Below are 14,945 nucleotides of genomic sequence, written 5' to 3' on the forward strand. Positions count from 1 at the left end.
CAAGGAGACACGAAGCATGACCGGGACCGACCAGGGCAAGAACGCCATCGTTGTGCGGGACGCCTACAAGCACTACGGCGACTTCGTCGCGCTGGACCACGTGGACTTCGTGGTCCCCACCGGATCGCTGACCGCCTTGCTGGGGCCCAGTGGGTCGGGTAAGTCGACGCTGTTGCGCACCATCGCCGGCCTCGACCAGCCCGACTCCGGGACCGTCACGATCAACGGCCGCGAAGTCACCCGGGTGCCCCCGCAACGCCGGGGGATCGGGTTCGTCTTCCAGCACTACGCGGCGTTCAAACATCTGACGGTGCGCAACAACGTCGCCTTCGGGTTGAAGATCCGCAAACGTCCCAAGGCGGAGATCAACGAGAAAGTGGACCATCTGCTGGAAGTGGTGGGGCTCAGCGGTTTTCAGAACCGCTATCCCAACCAGCTGTCCGGCGGTCAGCGTCAGCGCATGGCGCTGGCCCGGGCGCTGGCCGTCGACCCGGAGGTGCTGCTGCTCGACGAGCCGTTCGGCGCCCTGGACGCCAAGGTGCGCGAGGACCTGCGGTCCTGGTTGCGGCGTCTGCACGACGAGGTGCACGTCACCACCGTGCTGGTCACCCACGACCAGGCCGAGGCGCTGGATGTCGCCGACCGGATCGCCGTGCTCAACAAGGGCCGCATCGAGCAGATCGGTTCTCCGACCGAGGTCTACGACGCTCCCCAGAACGCGTTCGTGATGTCCTTCCTGGGCGCGGTGTCGGCGCTCAACGGAGCACTGGTGCGCCCGCACGACATCCGGGTGGGCCGCAATCCGGAAATGGCGGTGGCCGGCGGCGACGGCACGGCGGAGTCGATCGGTGTCGTACGCGCCACCGTCGACCGGGTGGTGACACTCGGATTCGAGGTCCGCGTCGAATTGACCAGCGCCGCCTCCGGTGGGCCGTTCACCGCCCAGATCACCCGCGGTGACGCCGAGGCGCTGGCGCTCAAGGAGGGCGACGAGGTGTACGTGCGCGCCACCCGGGTGCCGCCGATCGCCGATGAGGTGCAGGTGGAATCGACGCTCACCACCGCGTGATCGGCGGTGGAGCCGGTTAAGGCAGGCCCGCCAGCATCCACACGGCGACACCGGCGAACAGCACCGCGAACAGGATCACCGCGACGATTCCGGTCAGCACCATCGGCGTGAGGATCCGCTTCGGGCGCGGCTGCTGAGCGGATACGCCCGACGTCTGTGCGGAGTCAGGTGGTGTGGAGCCGGGCGGGACACCGCCGCCGGGCTCGAGGCCCGGTACTTGAGCCGGATTGGGGTCTGGAGGCATAGCCGTCATGGGTGCGCGGGTACCCGGTCGCGCGTGTATCACACCGGTGGGGCCGTGCCTCATCGAGCCTGCGGTCAGGGCGCGGTGTACTCGAACTTTGTCGCCACACGTGCAGACTCAGTGAGTCGGGGCCGCGCAGACGCGAGCGTGCTTCACCGAGCCTGCGCTCATGGCGGGGTGTACTCGAACTTTGTCGCCACACGTGCAGACTCAGTGAGTCAGGGCCGCGGCTGAGGCAAATTACGCGGCGGCGCGCTTCACAGCGGCCTGATCGAAGCGGTCCAGCACCGTCTCGGCCACCAACGGATGCGCCCCCAGCGGCGCGGCCATACCGACCCCGGCCTCGTCTGCGAAGCGCTGCACCCGGTCCGGTATGCGACCCGGCGCCAGGAACCAGGGGGCGATGACCACCCGGGCGACGCCCTGGTCGAGCAGCCGTTGCACCGATTCGGCCAGCGAGGGCTCTCGATGCGTTGCGAACGCGGTTGTGACTGCGGCCCAACGGGTTCCGGCTGCCAGGCGGGGCGCGACCTCGGCGGTACGGGCATTGGCCGCCGGGTTCGACGACCCGATGGCCACCACGAGCACGCCCAGGTTGTCGTCGAGCCGGGAGAACCCTGACTCCATGACCCGCCGGCGGGCCACCGCAATCAGCCGATCATCCTCACCCAAGACGCGGGCCTGACAGACTCGGTCACCGACGCAGCAGTCGGCGATCTGTGCCGGGATGTCCACGCGCGCATGGTAAGCGTCGGCCAGCAGCAGGGGAGTGACGACGGCTTCGCCCGGGCACTCGGTGAGCACGTCGATCAGACTCGGCGAGTTGTGCTCACAGAAGGCGACCCGCACATCCAGGCCGGGCCGCAGCCGCGCCACCTGGCGTGCGACGGCCCGGGTGTTGGCCGCCGAACGAGGGTCCGCGCTACCGTGCGCGGTCAGCACGAGAGAGGTCACGACGCGTGCAGACCGCATTCGGTCTTCGACAACCCCTGCCACCGGCCACTGCGCGGATCCGCGCCCTCGACCGGCTTGGCGGTGCACGGAGCGCAACCGATTGACGGATACCCTTCGTAGACAAGGGGATTGACCAACACGTCATGCTCGTCGATGTAGTTCTGCATGTCCTGATCCGACCAGGCCGCCAGCGGGTTGATCTTCACCAGCTTGAACGCCTCGTCGAAGCTGATCAGCGGGGCGTTGGCGCGGGTCGGCGCCTCGACCCGGCGAATGCCCGTCACCCACGCCGAGTAGCCGCGCAGCGCCTTGCCGAGTGGAACCACCTTGCGCAACCGGCAGCACTCGCCGGGGTCGCGGGCGAACAGGTCCTTGCCCAGCAGCTTGTCCTGCTCGGCGACCGTGTGCTCGGGGTTGACGTTGACGACGCGGATGTCGTAGACGGATTCGATCGCGTCGCGGGTGCCGATGGTTTCCACGAAGTGATATCCCGTGTCCAGGAACAGCACCGGCACACCCGGTCGCACCTTGGCCGCCATGTCCACCAACACCGCGTCCTGCATGTTGGAGGCCACCACGTAGTTGCACGTCGCCCAGCCGCGGGGTCCGTTGACACCGCCGAAGTGCTTTTCGGTCCACTGCAACAGTTCGGTGGCGTTGGCGCCGGCGAGCTCCGCCGCGCCGCGCGCCGCCAGGTCGCGAAGTTCCTCTTCGGTCAATGTGGTCGCTTCACTCATCGCAAGTCGTCCTCCTCGGCCCGGACGGCCCACTGCGCGAAGCGCTCACCCTCGGTGCGGTGCTTGAGGAAGTTGCGGGTCACCCGGTCGATGTAGTCGCCCAGCTCCTCGCTGGTGACCTTGTGCTGACGCAGTTTTCGCCCGAATCCACTGTCCAGGCCCAGGCCGCCACCCAGGTGCACCTGGAATCCCTCGACCGAGCCGCCTTCCCCGTCGTCGACCATCTGCCCCTTGAAGCCGATGTCGGCGATCTGGATCCGGGCGCACGAGTTGGGGCAGCCGTTGATGTTGACGGTGATCGGCACATCGAGGCTGGAGTTGATGTCTTCCAGTCGCCTTTCCAGCTCGGGCACCAAAGACTGTGCGCGCACCCGGGTTTCGGCGAACGACAACTTGCAGTACTCGATTCCGCTGCACGCCATCAGGTTCCGGCGCCACTGCGACGGTCGTACCTGCAGGCCGAGGGCTTCCAGCCCCGCAACCGTCTGATCGACCTTGTCGTCGGGGATGTCGAGGATGACCAGCTTCTGATAGGGGGTGAAGCGGATCCGGTCGGAGCCGGCCTGCTCGGCGAGTTCGGCGATCGCGGTCAGGATGGTGCCGGAGACACGCCCGGCGATCGGGGACGCCCCGATGGCATTGAGTCCGTTCTTCGTGCGTTGCACGCCGACATGGTCGATCGGGTGCGCAAGCGGAGCGGGCGCCGGGCCGTCGATCAACGGGCGCTTGAGGTACTCGGTCTCGAGAACCTGGCGGAACTTTTCGACACCCCAATCCTTGACCAGGAACTTCAGCCGCGCCTTGGCTCGCAGTCGCCGGTAGCCGTAATCCCGGAAGATCGACGTCACGGCCTCCCAGACCTCGGGCACTTCCTGCAGCGGCACCCAGACACCGAGCCGCTGGGCCAGCATGGGGTTGGTGGACAGCCCACCGCCGACCCACAGGTCCAGGCCCGGCCCATGCTCGGGGTGGTTGACGCCGATGAACGCGATGTCGTTGATCTCGTGGGCGACATCCTGCAGGCCGGAGATGGCGGTCTTGTACTTGCGGGGCAGGTCGGCGTACTCGGGCTTGCCGATATAGCGGCGCACGATTTCGTCGATGGCCCAGGTCGGGTCGATCACCTCGTCGAGAGATTCGCCGGCCAGCGGCGACCCCAGGACCACACGGGGGCAGTCGCCGCAGGCCTCGGTGGTCTGCAGGCCGACCTCGTCCAGGCGCCGCCAGATCTCCGGGACGTTCTCCACTTCGATCCAGTGGTACTGGATGTTCTCTCGGTCGGAGATGTCGGCGGTGTCGCGGGCGAACTCGATCGAGATCTCGCCCAGCGTGCGCAGGGCGGCCGCCGAGATCGCGCCGCCATCGCAGCGCACCCGCATCATGAAGTACTTGGCCTCGAGCAGATCCGCGTTGTCGTCGCCGGTGAACGAGCCGTCGTAACCCTGTTCACGCTGGGTGTAGAGGCCCCACCAGCGGAAGCGCCCGCGCAGGTCGCTCTTGTCGATGCTGTCGAATCCGCCTTTGGCGTAAATGTTCTCGATGCGCTCGCGCACCTCGAGCGGCGCGCCCGCCTTCTTCATCTCCTCGTTGGGGTTCAGCGGCTCGCGATTGCCCAATGCCCACTGACCCTCGTTACGGGGCGCCTTTGCGGGGCGTGCTGTGGTCATTCGGGTAACTCCTTCGCGGACATGCCGACTGGAACACGCGCAGCTCACCGTTGATTCCGGCGGCGCAGATCCGGCAGCCAGCAGGTGGTACGGGTGGGCTGGGTCTACGACATCAAGGCAGACAGCAACAGCTGCAGACGCGCTTGAGGTCGATATGCCGCCGCGCCACCAGCGCTACACGCAGGTTCGAATTGGCGGCGATCACGGGTGCCATTCTGCCATGGATCCGTCCCACCCGTGCTACCAGGTCAAATTTCTTCTCACGGTGATTAAAACTAGCGCCCGAAGCTGGATGATTCGGTAAACGAAACCGGGAATAGCCTGGGAAACGAGTCCCGCCGGGCACCCGTGCCAAGATTTGGCATGGCCCCAGCCGAGGCGCCGGCGGAACTGCCGGCCATCCAGCTCACCCCCGGACGACCGTTCGGCCTCTACGTCCACGTCCCGTTCTGCATCACCCGGTGCGGCTACTGCGACTTCAACACCTACACCCCGGCGGAGCTGGGCGGCGTCAACCCGGATGCCTGGCTCGCGGCCCTGCGCACCGAGCTGGAACGGGCCGCCGAGCGGCTTGCCGGTCCGTCGGTGGATACCGTGTTCGTCGGTGGCGGCACCCCCTCGTTGCTGGGCGGCGCCCGCCTGACGACGTTGCTGGACATGGTGCGTGACCACTTCACCCTCGCTCCGAACGCCGAGATCACGACCGAGGCCAATCCCGAGTCGACGTGGCCGGAGTTCTTCGAGGAGATCCGGGAGGCCGGCTACACCCGCGTGTCACTGGGCATGCAGTCGGTGGTGCCCCAGGTGCTGGGGGTGCTGGACCGGGTGCACACGCCCAACCGCTCGGCGTCCGCCGCCCGGGAGGCGCTGGCGCTGGGTTTCGAGCACGTCAGCCTGGACCTGATCTACGGCACACCCGGTGAAACCGACGACGACCTGCTGCGCTCGGTCGACACCGCGGTCGAGACGGGTGTGGACCACGTATCGGCGTACGCACTGGTGGTCGAGGAGGGCACCGCGATGGCCAGGCGGGTCCGCAGCGGTGAACTCGAGCCGCCGGACGACGACGTGCTGGCGCGCCGCTACGAGTTGGTCGACGAACGGCTTTCCGCGGCCGGAATGGGCTGGTACGAGGTGTCCAACTGGGCTCGGGCCGGCGGTGAGTGCCTGCACAACCTGGGGTATTGGGACCGCGGCGAGTGGTGGGGCGCCGGACCCGGCGCGCACAGCTATGTCGGGGACATCCGCTGGTGGAATGTCAAGCATCCCAACACGTATGGGTCCAAACTTGGCGAAGGTGCGCTACCCGTGGCCGGTTTCGAGCAATTGGGTGCCGACGCGCTGCACACCGAGGAGGTGTTGCTGCAGATCCGGCTGCGTCAGGGCTTGCCGCTGGCCCGGCTCAGTGCGGTCGAACGGGAGCGCGCCGAGGAGGTGGTCGCCGCTGGGTTGCTGGAGTCTGACGGCGACCACCTGGTCCTCAGCGACCGGGGCCGGCTGCTTGCCGACGCGGTCGTGCGCACCCTGCTGGGCTGACGGCGGTCATACGCCGAACCACTGCTCGAAGACGCGGGCGATCTCGATGTAGAGCGGAATCCCGATCGTCACGTTGTAGGAGAACGTCAGGCCCAGGGACGCGGCCAGGGGCAGCGTCGGACTGGCTTCCGGGATCGCCAGCCGCTGCACCGCGGGGACGGCGATGTACGAGGCGGCGCCGCACAGGACGGCGAACAGCACATAGGTGCCGGGCTTGAAGTCGGAGTGGGTGAGGGCGGCGTAGCTGCAGGCGACCGCAATCCCAATGGTGGCAAAGAGATTGGGCACCAGGAGGCCGAAGAGGATGAAGCCGGGCCCGGCCGATCGCAGGTCCTTCAGCTTGCGCGACGCCGTCATGCCCATCTCGAGCAGGAACAGGCACAGCACGCCCTGGAAGGCCAGGACGAAGAACCGGTCGTCGTCGGCGACGACCTTCTGCCCCTGCAGGCCACTGACCAGGCCGATGACGATGCCACCGATCAGCAGCACCAGCCCGGGATTAAGGAAGACCTCCTGGAAGAGTTCGCGGGAGAAGATCGGCATCCGCTTGCCCCGGGGTGCGGGCGGCGTCTGGTCCGGCTCCCAGTCCGGATGGTCCAGCTTCTCCATCGACAGTTCGCGCTCGAGCTCGATCGCGCGGAGCGCTTCGGCGTCCAGGCTCTGGCCGGGTGCCGGCTTGGCCGGCGTGCCGGGGCCGATCGAGGCCCGCACCGGCGGGGTGTAGCCGGCCTCGTCAGGCATGTAGCCCGCCGCGTCCAGGCCGCGGTGCCGCAGGCGGGCAACCAGGTACAGGGCGACCAGGCAGCCCGGAATCTCCATGACCGCCAGCATCACCGGCATGTAGGCGTTGAAGGCGATGTTGACGGCGGTCAGCACGGCGACGCAGGTGGCGAAGGTACCGGCCGAGTCCGACCCGTAGTAGCCCGCGACGGTGGCCTTATCGACCGCGCGCATGGTGCTGAGCCTGCTCAGCAGCAGGTAGGCCAGCCCACCGATTGCGAAGTTCAGGACGAACCCGAGCACCATGAAGCCCACGATGACGCCGATGCTGGAGGCGTTGATCTTGGCGAGTTCCTCGCCACCGTGCCAGCCGATGGCCAGCAGCAGGTACATGGTCAGGCCCTGGTAGATCACGTAGGGAAACTCGAACCGCACCTTGAGGATCGGAATCAGAAAACCGAAGTAGAAGAACAGCAGCAAAGGCTTGAACAGGTTGTGGGTGAAGTTTTCCCAGAACTCGTGCAGCATTGAGCACCTCTCGAGCATCCTGCGGCGATTCGAAGGAAGTACTGACCGTCTTGGCGACCACGAACATCCAGACAACGCAGCGAACTTAGCTTGGGCCGTTGACCGGTCGCCACTCAGAATCCGTGTCTAACAGCTGTTTTGGGGACAGTTTTCCTGGCGTTGCGACTACCGAAACACCGGCGTAACGAGCGGAAAGCGTAATTGCGCTGGCTAACGCGTTTTGGGCCCTATTTGTGTGGACTAGGTACCAATTACCTGTTAATTCGCTGGGAGAATTCGTGTCGCGTCAGCGAACAGAGGACAGGCGCGACGACTTGACGTCGATGTCGCGCTTGCGGTGCGTCACCGACAGCCAAGCGGCGGGCGAGTAGTGGGTGGTGGTCTCTTCGAACCCGTCGACGGTGCATACCGTCAGCACCCCGGTCTCCTCGTTGAACGTCAGGTTCTCGACGTCGCCTTTGATCTCTTCACCGTCAGTCATTCGGATGACGAACATGGACGGTCCTCCCCAGTGGTGACGGCCGCGGTGGAGGGTGAATCCCCCCGCGGTTTTCCGTTGAGATGCTAGGAGCGCGGGGGGTTGTTGACTCGTCGCGCCAGCGGACGAGAGGTAAACGATCGGGAAACTTTTGGTGTGCGCCGATCGTCGAACGCACCAGTCGGTGCCGGCTGATTCGGGCCGCTGCCAGCACGAACACGTCGCGAAGGGGCCGAGCGGCCGATCGCTGCCGGATATGCGTCGGATGTTAGTTCGCTATGAGGCCCGAACTGTCCTCATGGCGAAATGTGCCGGGGGTCGCGCGCCGGGTAATAGGTTAGGCTACATTTACTTACGTGACGGACACCGGCGTGCAGACAAGCTCTGTCATCGGGGCGTCGCTGTGTCTGCCCCTTCCTGCTGACGTCGAACCCGCCGACCTCGCCGCCGAATTGGCCGCGGTGCTGGTCGAGCCGCTCGGCGAGGAATACCTGCTCTACGAACACGACGGCGAGTGGGTGCTGGCCGCGGGTGTGCAGGCGATGGTGGAGCTCGACAGCGACGAACTGCGGGTCATCCGCGACGGCGTTACCCGCCGGCAACAGTGGACGGGGCGCCCCGGAGCCGTGCTCGGGGAAGCGGTCGACCGGTTGTTGCTGGAGACCGATGAGGCTTTCGGCTGGGTTGCCTTCGAATTCGGGGTCTACCGCTATGGCCTGCAGGCGCGGCTGGCCCCGCACACCCCGCTGGCCCGGGTTTTCTGGCCGCGGTTGCGCATCGCGGTCACCGCCGACGACGTCCGGCTGTTCGGCGGCGGCACCCGGGAGCGGGAAGCGGTGGAGAGGCTGCTCACCGGGGGGCTGCGCGACATACGACGCTCCCGTGCGGTCGACCTGTCTGCGGATCCGTCCGGCTACCGCAACCGGGTGGCGGTGGCCGTGAGCGAAATCGCCGCGGGCAGCTATCACAAGGTGATCCTGTCCCGCTGCCTGGAAGTGCCGTTCCCGCTTGACTTCCCGGCCACCTATCGGCTCGGCCGGCGGCACAACACACCGGTGCGGTCATTCTTGTTGCGGCTCGGTGGTATTCGCGCGCTGGGTTACAGCCCGGAGCTGGTCACCTCGGTCCGGGCCGACGGCGTGGTGATCACCGAGCCACTGGCCGGCACTCGCGCATTGGGGCGCGGTGCGGTGCCGGACAAGCAGGCTCGCGACGACCTGCAATCAGACTCCAAAGAGATTGTGGAACACGCTATCTCGGTTCGGACTTCGCTGCAGGAGGTGACCGAGATCGCGGCGCCCGGAACTGCGTCGGTCACCGACTTCATGGCGGTGCGCGAGCGCGGGAGTGTGCAGCACCTCGGATCCACCATCACCGGGCAGTTGAACCCGACGAGCGACCGGATGGTGGCGCTGGAAACCCTCTTCCCCGCGGTGACCGCCTCGGGAATTCCCAAAGCGGATGGCGTCGAAGCCATCCTGCGTCTCGACGAAGGTCCGCGCGGCCTGTATTCCGGTGCGGTGGTGAAGTTTTCGGCGGACGGTGCGCTCGATGCCGCATTGGCGTTGCGAGCGGCCTACGAACATGACGGCCGCACCTGGTTGCGGGCCGGAGCCGGCATCATCGAAGCCTCAAATCCCGAGCGGGAATTCGAGGAGACGTGCGAGAAGTTGTCGACACTGGCGCCTTATCTGGTGGAAAGTCACATTTAAGGCTCGCACGCCCCGGGTACGGCGCACTGTGATGTCGGCCACGGGAATTCATGCCCCCTGCATTCGTTCGGGACTTTAGGCACTCCCGGTGGGACTTTCGGCTCTATCTGACGCGGCCGTTCGCCAGCGAAGCTTCACTGCGCGGCGTTCGATATCGCGGAATGGACAGAAAGGGTCGCTAGGGCGTGAAGGCACTCGAGGTGGTGCGGGAATTCCCCGATGTCGACGTGACATCGTGTGGCCCGGTGACCGCCGTCCAGGCCGATCGGGTGGCGCAGGCGGTCGGTGAGGTTCTGGCCTCCCACGAGATCACCGGGGGCGCTCGGGTACGCCTCAAGACGGGAATTTGTGGCCGCGGTCCAATGGTGATGCAGGTGAACCTGTCGGTCGGCGAACTCCCGGCGCGCGTCGCCGCCGTCACCGCCGGCATCGACGATCTCTCGCCGGCGCTGGAAAGACTTGACCGTCATATCGGCCGGATGCTTGCGCCGTGGCAGCCCCGCCCATGGCCCGATCCAGCGCGCCGGATCCTGACGGTGGGTGACGATGCCGTCATCACCCGCCGCAAAAACGTTGCACTGCAACGCACCACGCCGCTGCAAGCGGTGGCCGTGATGGACGGTATGGACTACGACGCGCACCTGTTCACCGACGTGGAGACCGGTGAGGACGCACTGGTGTACCGGGCCGGACCGTCGGGATTGCGCCTGGCCCGCCAGTGGCATGTATTCCCACCGGGGTGGGCATGGTCACCGGGCATACCGGGACCACAGCTGCCGCTGATCGTGAATTCCCGTGCCACACCGACATTGAGCGAATCCGATGCAGTACGCCGCGCCTGTGAACACAGCTTGCCACTGCTGTTCTACACCGACCGGGAAACCGGTCGCGGTCATATGTTGTACCCCCGCCATGACGGCAACCTCGGCCTGCTGGTGCCGACCAAGTAACCCAGGAGATGTCTGTGCCCAAAGAACTGACGAATCTGCAACTGCTGCAAGAACTTGAACCCGTCGCCGAGCGCCTGCTCAACCGGCACCTGTCGATGTTCAAGGAATGGAACCCGCACGACTACATCCCGTGGTCGGACGGCAAGAACTACTACGCCCTCGACGGTCAGGACTGGGAGCCGGGGCAGAGCCGGCTCTCCGATGTGGCCCAGGTGGCGATGGTGCAGAACCTGCTGACCGAGGACAACCTGCCGTCGTATCACCGCGAGATCTCCATGAACTTCAGCCTGGACGGCGCTTGGGGGCAGTGGGTCAACCGGTGGACCGCCGAGGAGAACCGGCACAGCACGGCGCTGCGCGACTACCTGGTGGTGACCCGCGCGGTCGACCCGGTCGAACTGGAAAAGCTGCGGATGGAGCAGATCACCCGCGGCTTCAGCCCCGGCCAGAACCAGCAGGGCGACATGTTCGCGGAAAGCCTGTTCGACTCGGTCATGTATGTCTCGTTTCAGGAACTGGCTACCCGCGTCTCACACCGAAACACCGGAAAAGCCTGCGACGACAGCATCGCCAACCAGTTGCTGGCCCGGGTGTCGGCGGACGAGAACCTGCACATGATCTTCTACCGCGATGTCAGCGCGGCCGGTCTGGACATCGCGCCCAACCAGGCGATGAAGTCGGTGCACAGAATCTTGCGCAACTTCAAAATGCCCGGGTACACCGTGCCGGAGTTCCGGCGCAAGGCGGTGGTGATCGCCGTCGGCGGGGTCTACGACCCGCGCATCCACCTCGACGAGGTGGTGATGCCGGTGCTGCGGAAGTGGCGGATCTTCGAACGCGAAGATTTCACCGGCGAAGCGGAGCGGATGCGTGACGATCTCGCGCTGTTGATCAAGGAACTCGAGCAGGCCTCGGAGAAGTTCGAGGAATCCAAGCAGCGCTATCTGGACCGGGAGGCGCGCAAGGCTGAGCGGATCACCGCCGCCCGCGTGCTCCGCACCGAGGGGACGCTGACGCTCAGCGGGCACTGACGTCGGACTCGGCCGAACGCTCAAGATACTCCGACAGCAGGCGGCTGACCAGTGTCTCGATGTTCGACTCGATCGACGACGCAAGGGTCGCGGTGACGGTCGCCACCGCCTGGGTGCGGAAGCGGACCAGCATGGTGATCAGTTCGGCGACCTCTGCGTCCGCCGGCAGCGCCTCGCCGGGTTTGATCCGATTCGCCACGTGTTCGAAACCGGCGCGGACCAGCAGGTCGCTGATCTCGTCGACCTTGGGCAGGATCTGCTCGTGCAGGTCGATCAGCTTGTCGATGCTCACGCCGTAACCGCGGACTTCGTTGAACGCCTCGATGAGCTTGGGCCGGGTGACGGTGGCCTGCTCACCGTCGACGCGGATGACCTGCAGTGCGACCAGCCGGTCGAAAGCGGTTGCGTCGTCGACGAGTTGGCGGGCCTGCGGCAGCGACATCGTCTGAGGTTTCTCGGTGGTCCAGGTGCCCACGATCGCGGTTTCCAGGCCCAGGACGTCGCCCAGATTCTTGCCTTCCTCCCACGCGCTGAGCATCTCCCGGACGTGAGCGATGTTGTAGCCGCGATCGAGCATCGAGGTGATCAGGCGCAGCCGGGTCAGGTGCGTGTCGTTGAACAGTGCGATCCGCCCGACCCGCAGCGGGGGCGGTAGCAGGCCGCGGTCTCGGTAGACGCGGATGTTGCGCGTCGTGGTCCCGGCCAGCCGGGCGAGCTCCTCGATCCGGTACTCGCCGGACGCCGCGGCGCCGTGTGGGTGTCGCACCGCGGCGTCGAAGAGCTGTGTCACAGCCGTTTCGACGAAATCGCGTGACTGGCGCCGTACGCGGTGCGGCGCCCGCCGCACGTTGTACAGCACGCTGGCAATCGTGCCGGGTTCTGGCCGGGGGGAGGTCATGCGCCGACGCGGGTGACCGCGTCGTAATGCCGATATCGGAAGTCGCCCATCTGGCGAAGATACTGGGTTGCGGTCCCCGGATACATGGAACCGTTGTACCCGTCCTTGGTCAGATACCAACTCGAACAGCCGGACATCCACGTCGTCCGGGTCAGCCGGCGCTGGATGTCCTGGTTGTGCCGGCGCTGGACGTCTTCGCGCACATCGAGGTAACACAGGTCCTTGTCGAGGATGGTGGTGATACCGCGCACCGCGTAGTCGAGCTGGCCTTCGATGTACACGAGCAGGGAGTTGTGGCCGGGGCCTGAGTTGGGTCCGGTCATGAAGAACAGGTTGGGGTACCCGTGCGCGTTGATGCTCTTGTAAGCCTGTGCGCCGCGGGCCCATTCGTCGCTCAGCGAGCGACCGCCGAGGCCGGTGACCTCGAACGGGGGCCCGGTGAGGTGGACGTCGTAACCGGTGGCGAAGACGATGCAGTCCAGGTGGTGTTCGATGCCGTCGCTGGTGCGGATCCCGACCGGGCTCAGCGTCGCGATCGGCCAGTCGATCAGCTTGCAGTTCTCGCGCTGCAGCGCCGGGTAATAGTCGCTGGAGATCAGCATCCGTTTGCATCCGGGCGCGAAGTCGGGCGTCAGCTGCCGGCGCAACCAGGGATCTTTCACCTGGGCGCGGATATGGGCCTGGCCCAGCCGGGCCACCACCGAGGTCAGCGGGGTGTTCCACACCATCGCCGTCGCGGTGGCTTCGTGACCCCAGAACAGCAGTTGCCGGGCAAGTTGCTGGGTGGCGGGAACTTTCGCGAACAGTGCCTGCACCGCCGGTGGCGTGGCGACATCCAGCCGCGGCAGCACCCAGCCGGGCGTGCGCTGGAAGACTTTGACGAATCCAGCCTGCTTCACCAGTTCGGGGATGATCTGGATCGCGCTGGCGCCGGTGCCGATGACGGCAACCCGCTTGCCGGCGAAGTCGTATTCGGAATCCCACCGGGCACTGTGGATCTTGTGCCCCTGGTAGCTGTCCAGCCCACGGATGTCCGGGAAGCTGGCGTCCGACAGCGGCCCGGAGGCCAGCACGACGGTGCGCGCCCGAAACCGCTTGCGATTCTTGGTCGTTGCGGTCCACACGCCGGCTTTCTCGTCGAATCTCAGACCCGTCACCTCGTGACCGAACCGGATATGACGGCGGATGCCGAACCTGTTCGCCATCTCCTCGATGTGCCGATAGATCTCCGGGGCGGGGGAGTAGGTGCGCGACCACTTCGGGTTCTTGACGAACGAGTACGAGTACAGCAGCGACGGGACGTCGCAGCTGGCGCCCGGATACTGCGTGTCGCGCCAGGTACCGCCGACCCGGTCGGAGCGCTCCAGGATGATCACGTCCCCGGGTTTGTTCAGGCCGGCTTCGGCCAGCCGGATCGCCGCACCGAGCCCGGTGAACCCCGCGCCGATGATGAGTGTGGAGTGGATGTCCGCCATCGTCAGGCCGCCGGCTCGTGGGTGAGTTCCCGCGACCAGCTCGGCATGGGCTTCAGCAGCGGTTTGGGGTAGTAGTCCGAGAGCCACACCATGGAATTGGCCAGCAGCTGGTAGGGGTGCCGGGGGTTGACCACCCACGAGGCATGCCGCTTGAGCAGTTTGTAGGTCGGCACGCGCCGGGTACGTTCGCCCCGTTCGCCGAGCTGCCTGAAACGGTTGACGGCGTTGAACAGTCGTTCGGGCTCCATTCCCATGCCGGCCATCTCATTGCGCACCCGGTTGAGCAGCGGGACGTACATGACCATCCCGATGATCAGACCCGGTGAGGCGAGGCGCCCTACCAGCTCGATGGCCAACCGGCGTGCGGTGGCGTGGCCGATCATTTCCAGCACCTCGAAGTCGACTGCGATGTGCCGTGATTCGTCGTTGTTGATCTTCTCGAACACCTGGTGGCAGACCGGGTCCTCCACCGAGTCCAGGAGGAACTTCAGCAACGCCCCGTCCAGCGCCACTTCCAGCATCGGAATCACCGTGCCCAGCACCGACAGCGGCATGTCGTCGGCGAAGGTGTCCAGCCATTCGATGGCCATCCGGATGTTGACGTTGGGCTCGGGGATCTCACCCTCGTCCAGCATGCCCCAGCGCTTCATCAGCGCCAGTTCGGCATTCGCGTGCCGCTGCTCCTCGGCATGGAAGTACCGGTAGATCTCGGCGATGGTCGGGTTGGGCGCCTTCTTGGCCAGTGCCGCGAACCCCCGGGCGCCGATGTTCTCGATCCAGCACAGGTCGGCCATGAAAGCCTTGAGCTTGGGCCGGAATTCGGGCCGGATGGTTTCGGCTCCCGGCGCCTCCCAGTCGATGTCTGCGAGTGCCCACTGCCGATCCTTGATCTTGGCGAGCATGGCTTCCATTTCGATGGCCACCAGCCCCCTCCTTTCAGGTGGAC

General features: G+C 66.0%; 15 protein-coding genes. 5 read left to right on the top strand and 10 right to left on the bottom strand.

The features are described 5' to 3' along the window. The first annotated feature begins 16 nt into the window (after window positions 1-16). Window positions 17-1,069, top strand: a complete 1,053-nt coding sequence (locus tag QXH22_RS16200) for a sulfate/molybdate ABC transporter ATP-binding protein (RefSeq protein ID WP_306248430.1) — start codon at window positions 17-19, stop codon at window positions 1,067-1,069. A 16-nt stretch (window positions 1,070-1,085) separates the two neighbouring features. Here QXH22_RS16200 and QXH22_RS16205 read toward each other — a convergent pair whose 3' ends face one another. The 5 genes from QXH22_RS16205 to QXH22_RS30485 form a co-directional block, all read right to left on the bottom strand. After that, window positions 1,086-1,322: a DUF6480 family protein gene (locus tag QXH22_RS16205; RefSeq protein WP_306276291.1), complete on the bottom strand. Its 237-nt coding sequence runs from the start codon at window positions 1,320-1,322 to the stop codon at window positions 1,086-1,088. Window positions 1,323-1,553: 231 nt separating this feature from the next. Further along, window positions 1,554-2,285 carry a sirohydrochlorin chelatase gene (locus QXH22_RS16210; protein ID WP_371934238.1) on the bottom strand — a complete coding sequence of 244 codons (732 nt, stop codon included), beginning with the start codon at window positions 2,283-2,285 and terminating at the stop codon, window positions 1,554-1,556. Then, window positions 2,264-3,004, bottom strand: coding sequence for a phosphoadenylyl-sulfate reductase (locus QXH22_RS16215; RefSeq protein ID WP_306248436.1), 741 nt, complete (start codon window positions 3,002-3,004; stop codon window positions 2,264-2,266). The genes QXH22_RS16210 and QXH22_RS16215 overlap by 22 nt, the downstream gene beginning before the upstream one ends. Next, complete coding sequence (locus QXH22_RS16220) at window positions 3,001-4,671, bottom strand: nitrite/sulfite reductase (RefSeq protein ID WP_306248438.1); 1,671 nt, start codon at window positions 4,669-4,671, stop codon at window positions 3,001-3,003. Before QXH22_RS16220 ends, QXH22_RS16215 begins: the two co-directional genes overlap by 4 nt. 112 nt (window positions 4,672-4,783) lie before the next feature. Next, window positions 4,784-4,885, bottom strand: a complete 102-nt coding sequence (locus QXH22_RS30485) for an Ms4527A family Cys-rich leader peptide (RefSeq protein ID WP_371934239.1) — start codon at window positions 4,883-4,885, stop codon at window positions 4,784-4,786. Window positions 4,886-5,034: 149 nt separating this feature from the next. On the opposite strand from QXH22_RS30485, the gene hemW reads away from it, so the two are divergent. Next, window positions 5,035-6,207 (top strand): radical SAM family heme chaperone HemW, encoded by a 1,173-nt coding sequence (gene hemW / locus QXH22_RS16225; RefSeq protein ID WP_306248440.1) that lies wholly within the window; start codon window positions 5,035-5,037, stop codon window positions 6,205-6,207. A gap of 6 nt (window positions 6,208-6,213) precedes the next feature. Here the strand turns inward: hemW and QXH22_RS16230 are convergent, their stop codons facing one another. Further along, window positions 6,214-7,455 carry a sodium-dependent bicarbonate transport family permease gene (locus QXH22_RS16230; protein ID WP_306248442.1) on the bottom strand — a complete coding sequence of 414 codons (1,242 nt, stop codon included), beginning with the start codon at window positions 7,453-7,455 and terminating at the stop codon, window positions 6,214-6,216. A 286-nt stretch (window positions 7,456-7,741) separates the two neighbouring features. Next, window positions 7,742-7,951 (bottom strand): hypothetical protein, encoded by a 210-nt coding sequence (locus QXH22_RS16235; protein WP_306248444.1) that lies wholly within the window; start codon window positions 7,949-7,951, stop codon window positions 7,742-7,744. A gap of 338 nt (window positions 7,952-8,289) precedes the next feature. On the opposite strand from QXH22_RS16235, the gene QXH22_RS16240 reads away from it, so the two are divergent. From QXH22_RS16240 to QXH22_RS16250, 3 genes are all read left to right on the top strand, one after another. Next, window positions 8,290-9,645, top strand: coding sequence for a salicylate synthase (locus tag QXH22_RS16240; protein ID WP_306248445.1), 1,356 nt, complete (start codon window positions 8,290-8,292; stop codon window positions 9,643-9,645). 185 nt (window positions 9,646-9,830) lie between these two features. Further along, on the top strand, window positions 9,831-10,595 hold the full coding sequence (locus QXH22_RS16245) for a sigma 54 modulation/S30EA ribosomal C-terminal domain-containing protein (RefSeq protein ID WP_306248447.1): 765 nt from the start codon (window positions 9,831-9,833) through the stop codon (window positions 10,593-10,595). 8 nt (window positions 10,596-10,603) lie between these two features. Continuing rightward, complete coding sequence (locus QXH22_RS16250) at window positions 10,604-11,626, top strand: acyl-ACP desaturase (RefSeq protein WP_371934240.1); 1,023 nt, start codon at window positions 10,604-10,606, stop codon at window positions 11,624-11,626. Here the strand turns inward: QXH22_RS16250 and QXH22_RS16255 are convergent. The 3 genes from QXH22_RS16255 to QXH22_RS16265 are packed head-to-tail and all read right to left on the bottom strand — an operon-like array spanning window position 11,613 to window position 14,922. After that, window positions 11,613-12,524, bottom strand: coding sequence for a MerR family transcriptional regulator (locus QXH22_RS16255; RefSeq protein WP_306248451.1), 912 nt, complete (start codon window positions 12,522-12,524; stop codon window positions 11,613-11,615). The two genes, QXH22_RS16250 and QXH22_RS16255, sit on opposite strands and share 14 nt — an antisense overlap. After that, on the bottom strand, window positions 12,521-13,999 hold the full coding sequence (locus QXH22_RS16260) for a flavin-containing monooxygenase (protein WP_371934241.1): 1,479 nt from the start codon (window positions 13,997-13,999) through the stop codon (window positions 12,521-12,523). The genes QXH22_RS16255 and QXH22_RS16260 overlap by 4 nt, the downstream gene beginning before the upstream one ends. 2 nt (window positions 14,000-14,001) lie before the next feature. Beyond that, a complete protein-coding gene (locus tag QXH22_RS16265; protein ID WP_306248453.1) occupies window positions 14,002-14,922 on the bottom strand; it encodes a ferritin-like domain-containing protein in 921 nt (306 codons plus the stop codon). Between the last annotated feature and the right edge of the window lie 23 nt (window positions 14,923-14,945).

The sequence above is a fragment of the Mycobacterium sp. TY814 genome, assembly GCF_030755175.1.
GTDB lineage: Bacteria > Actinomycetota > Actinomycetes > Mycobacteriales > Mycobacteriaceae > Mycobacterium.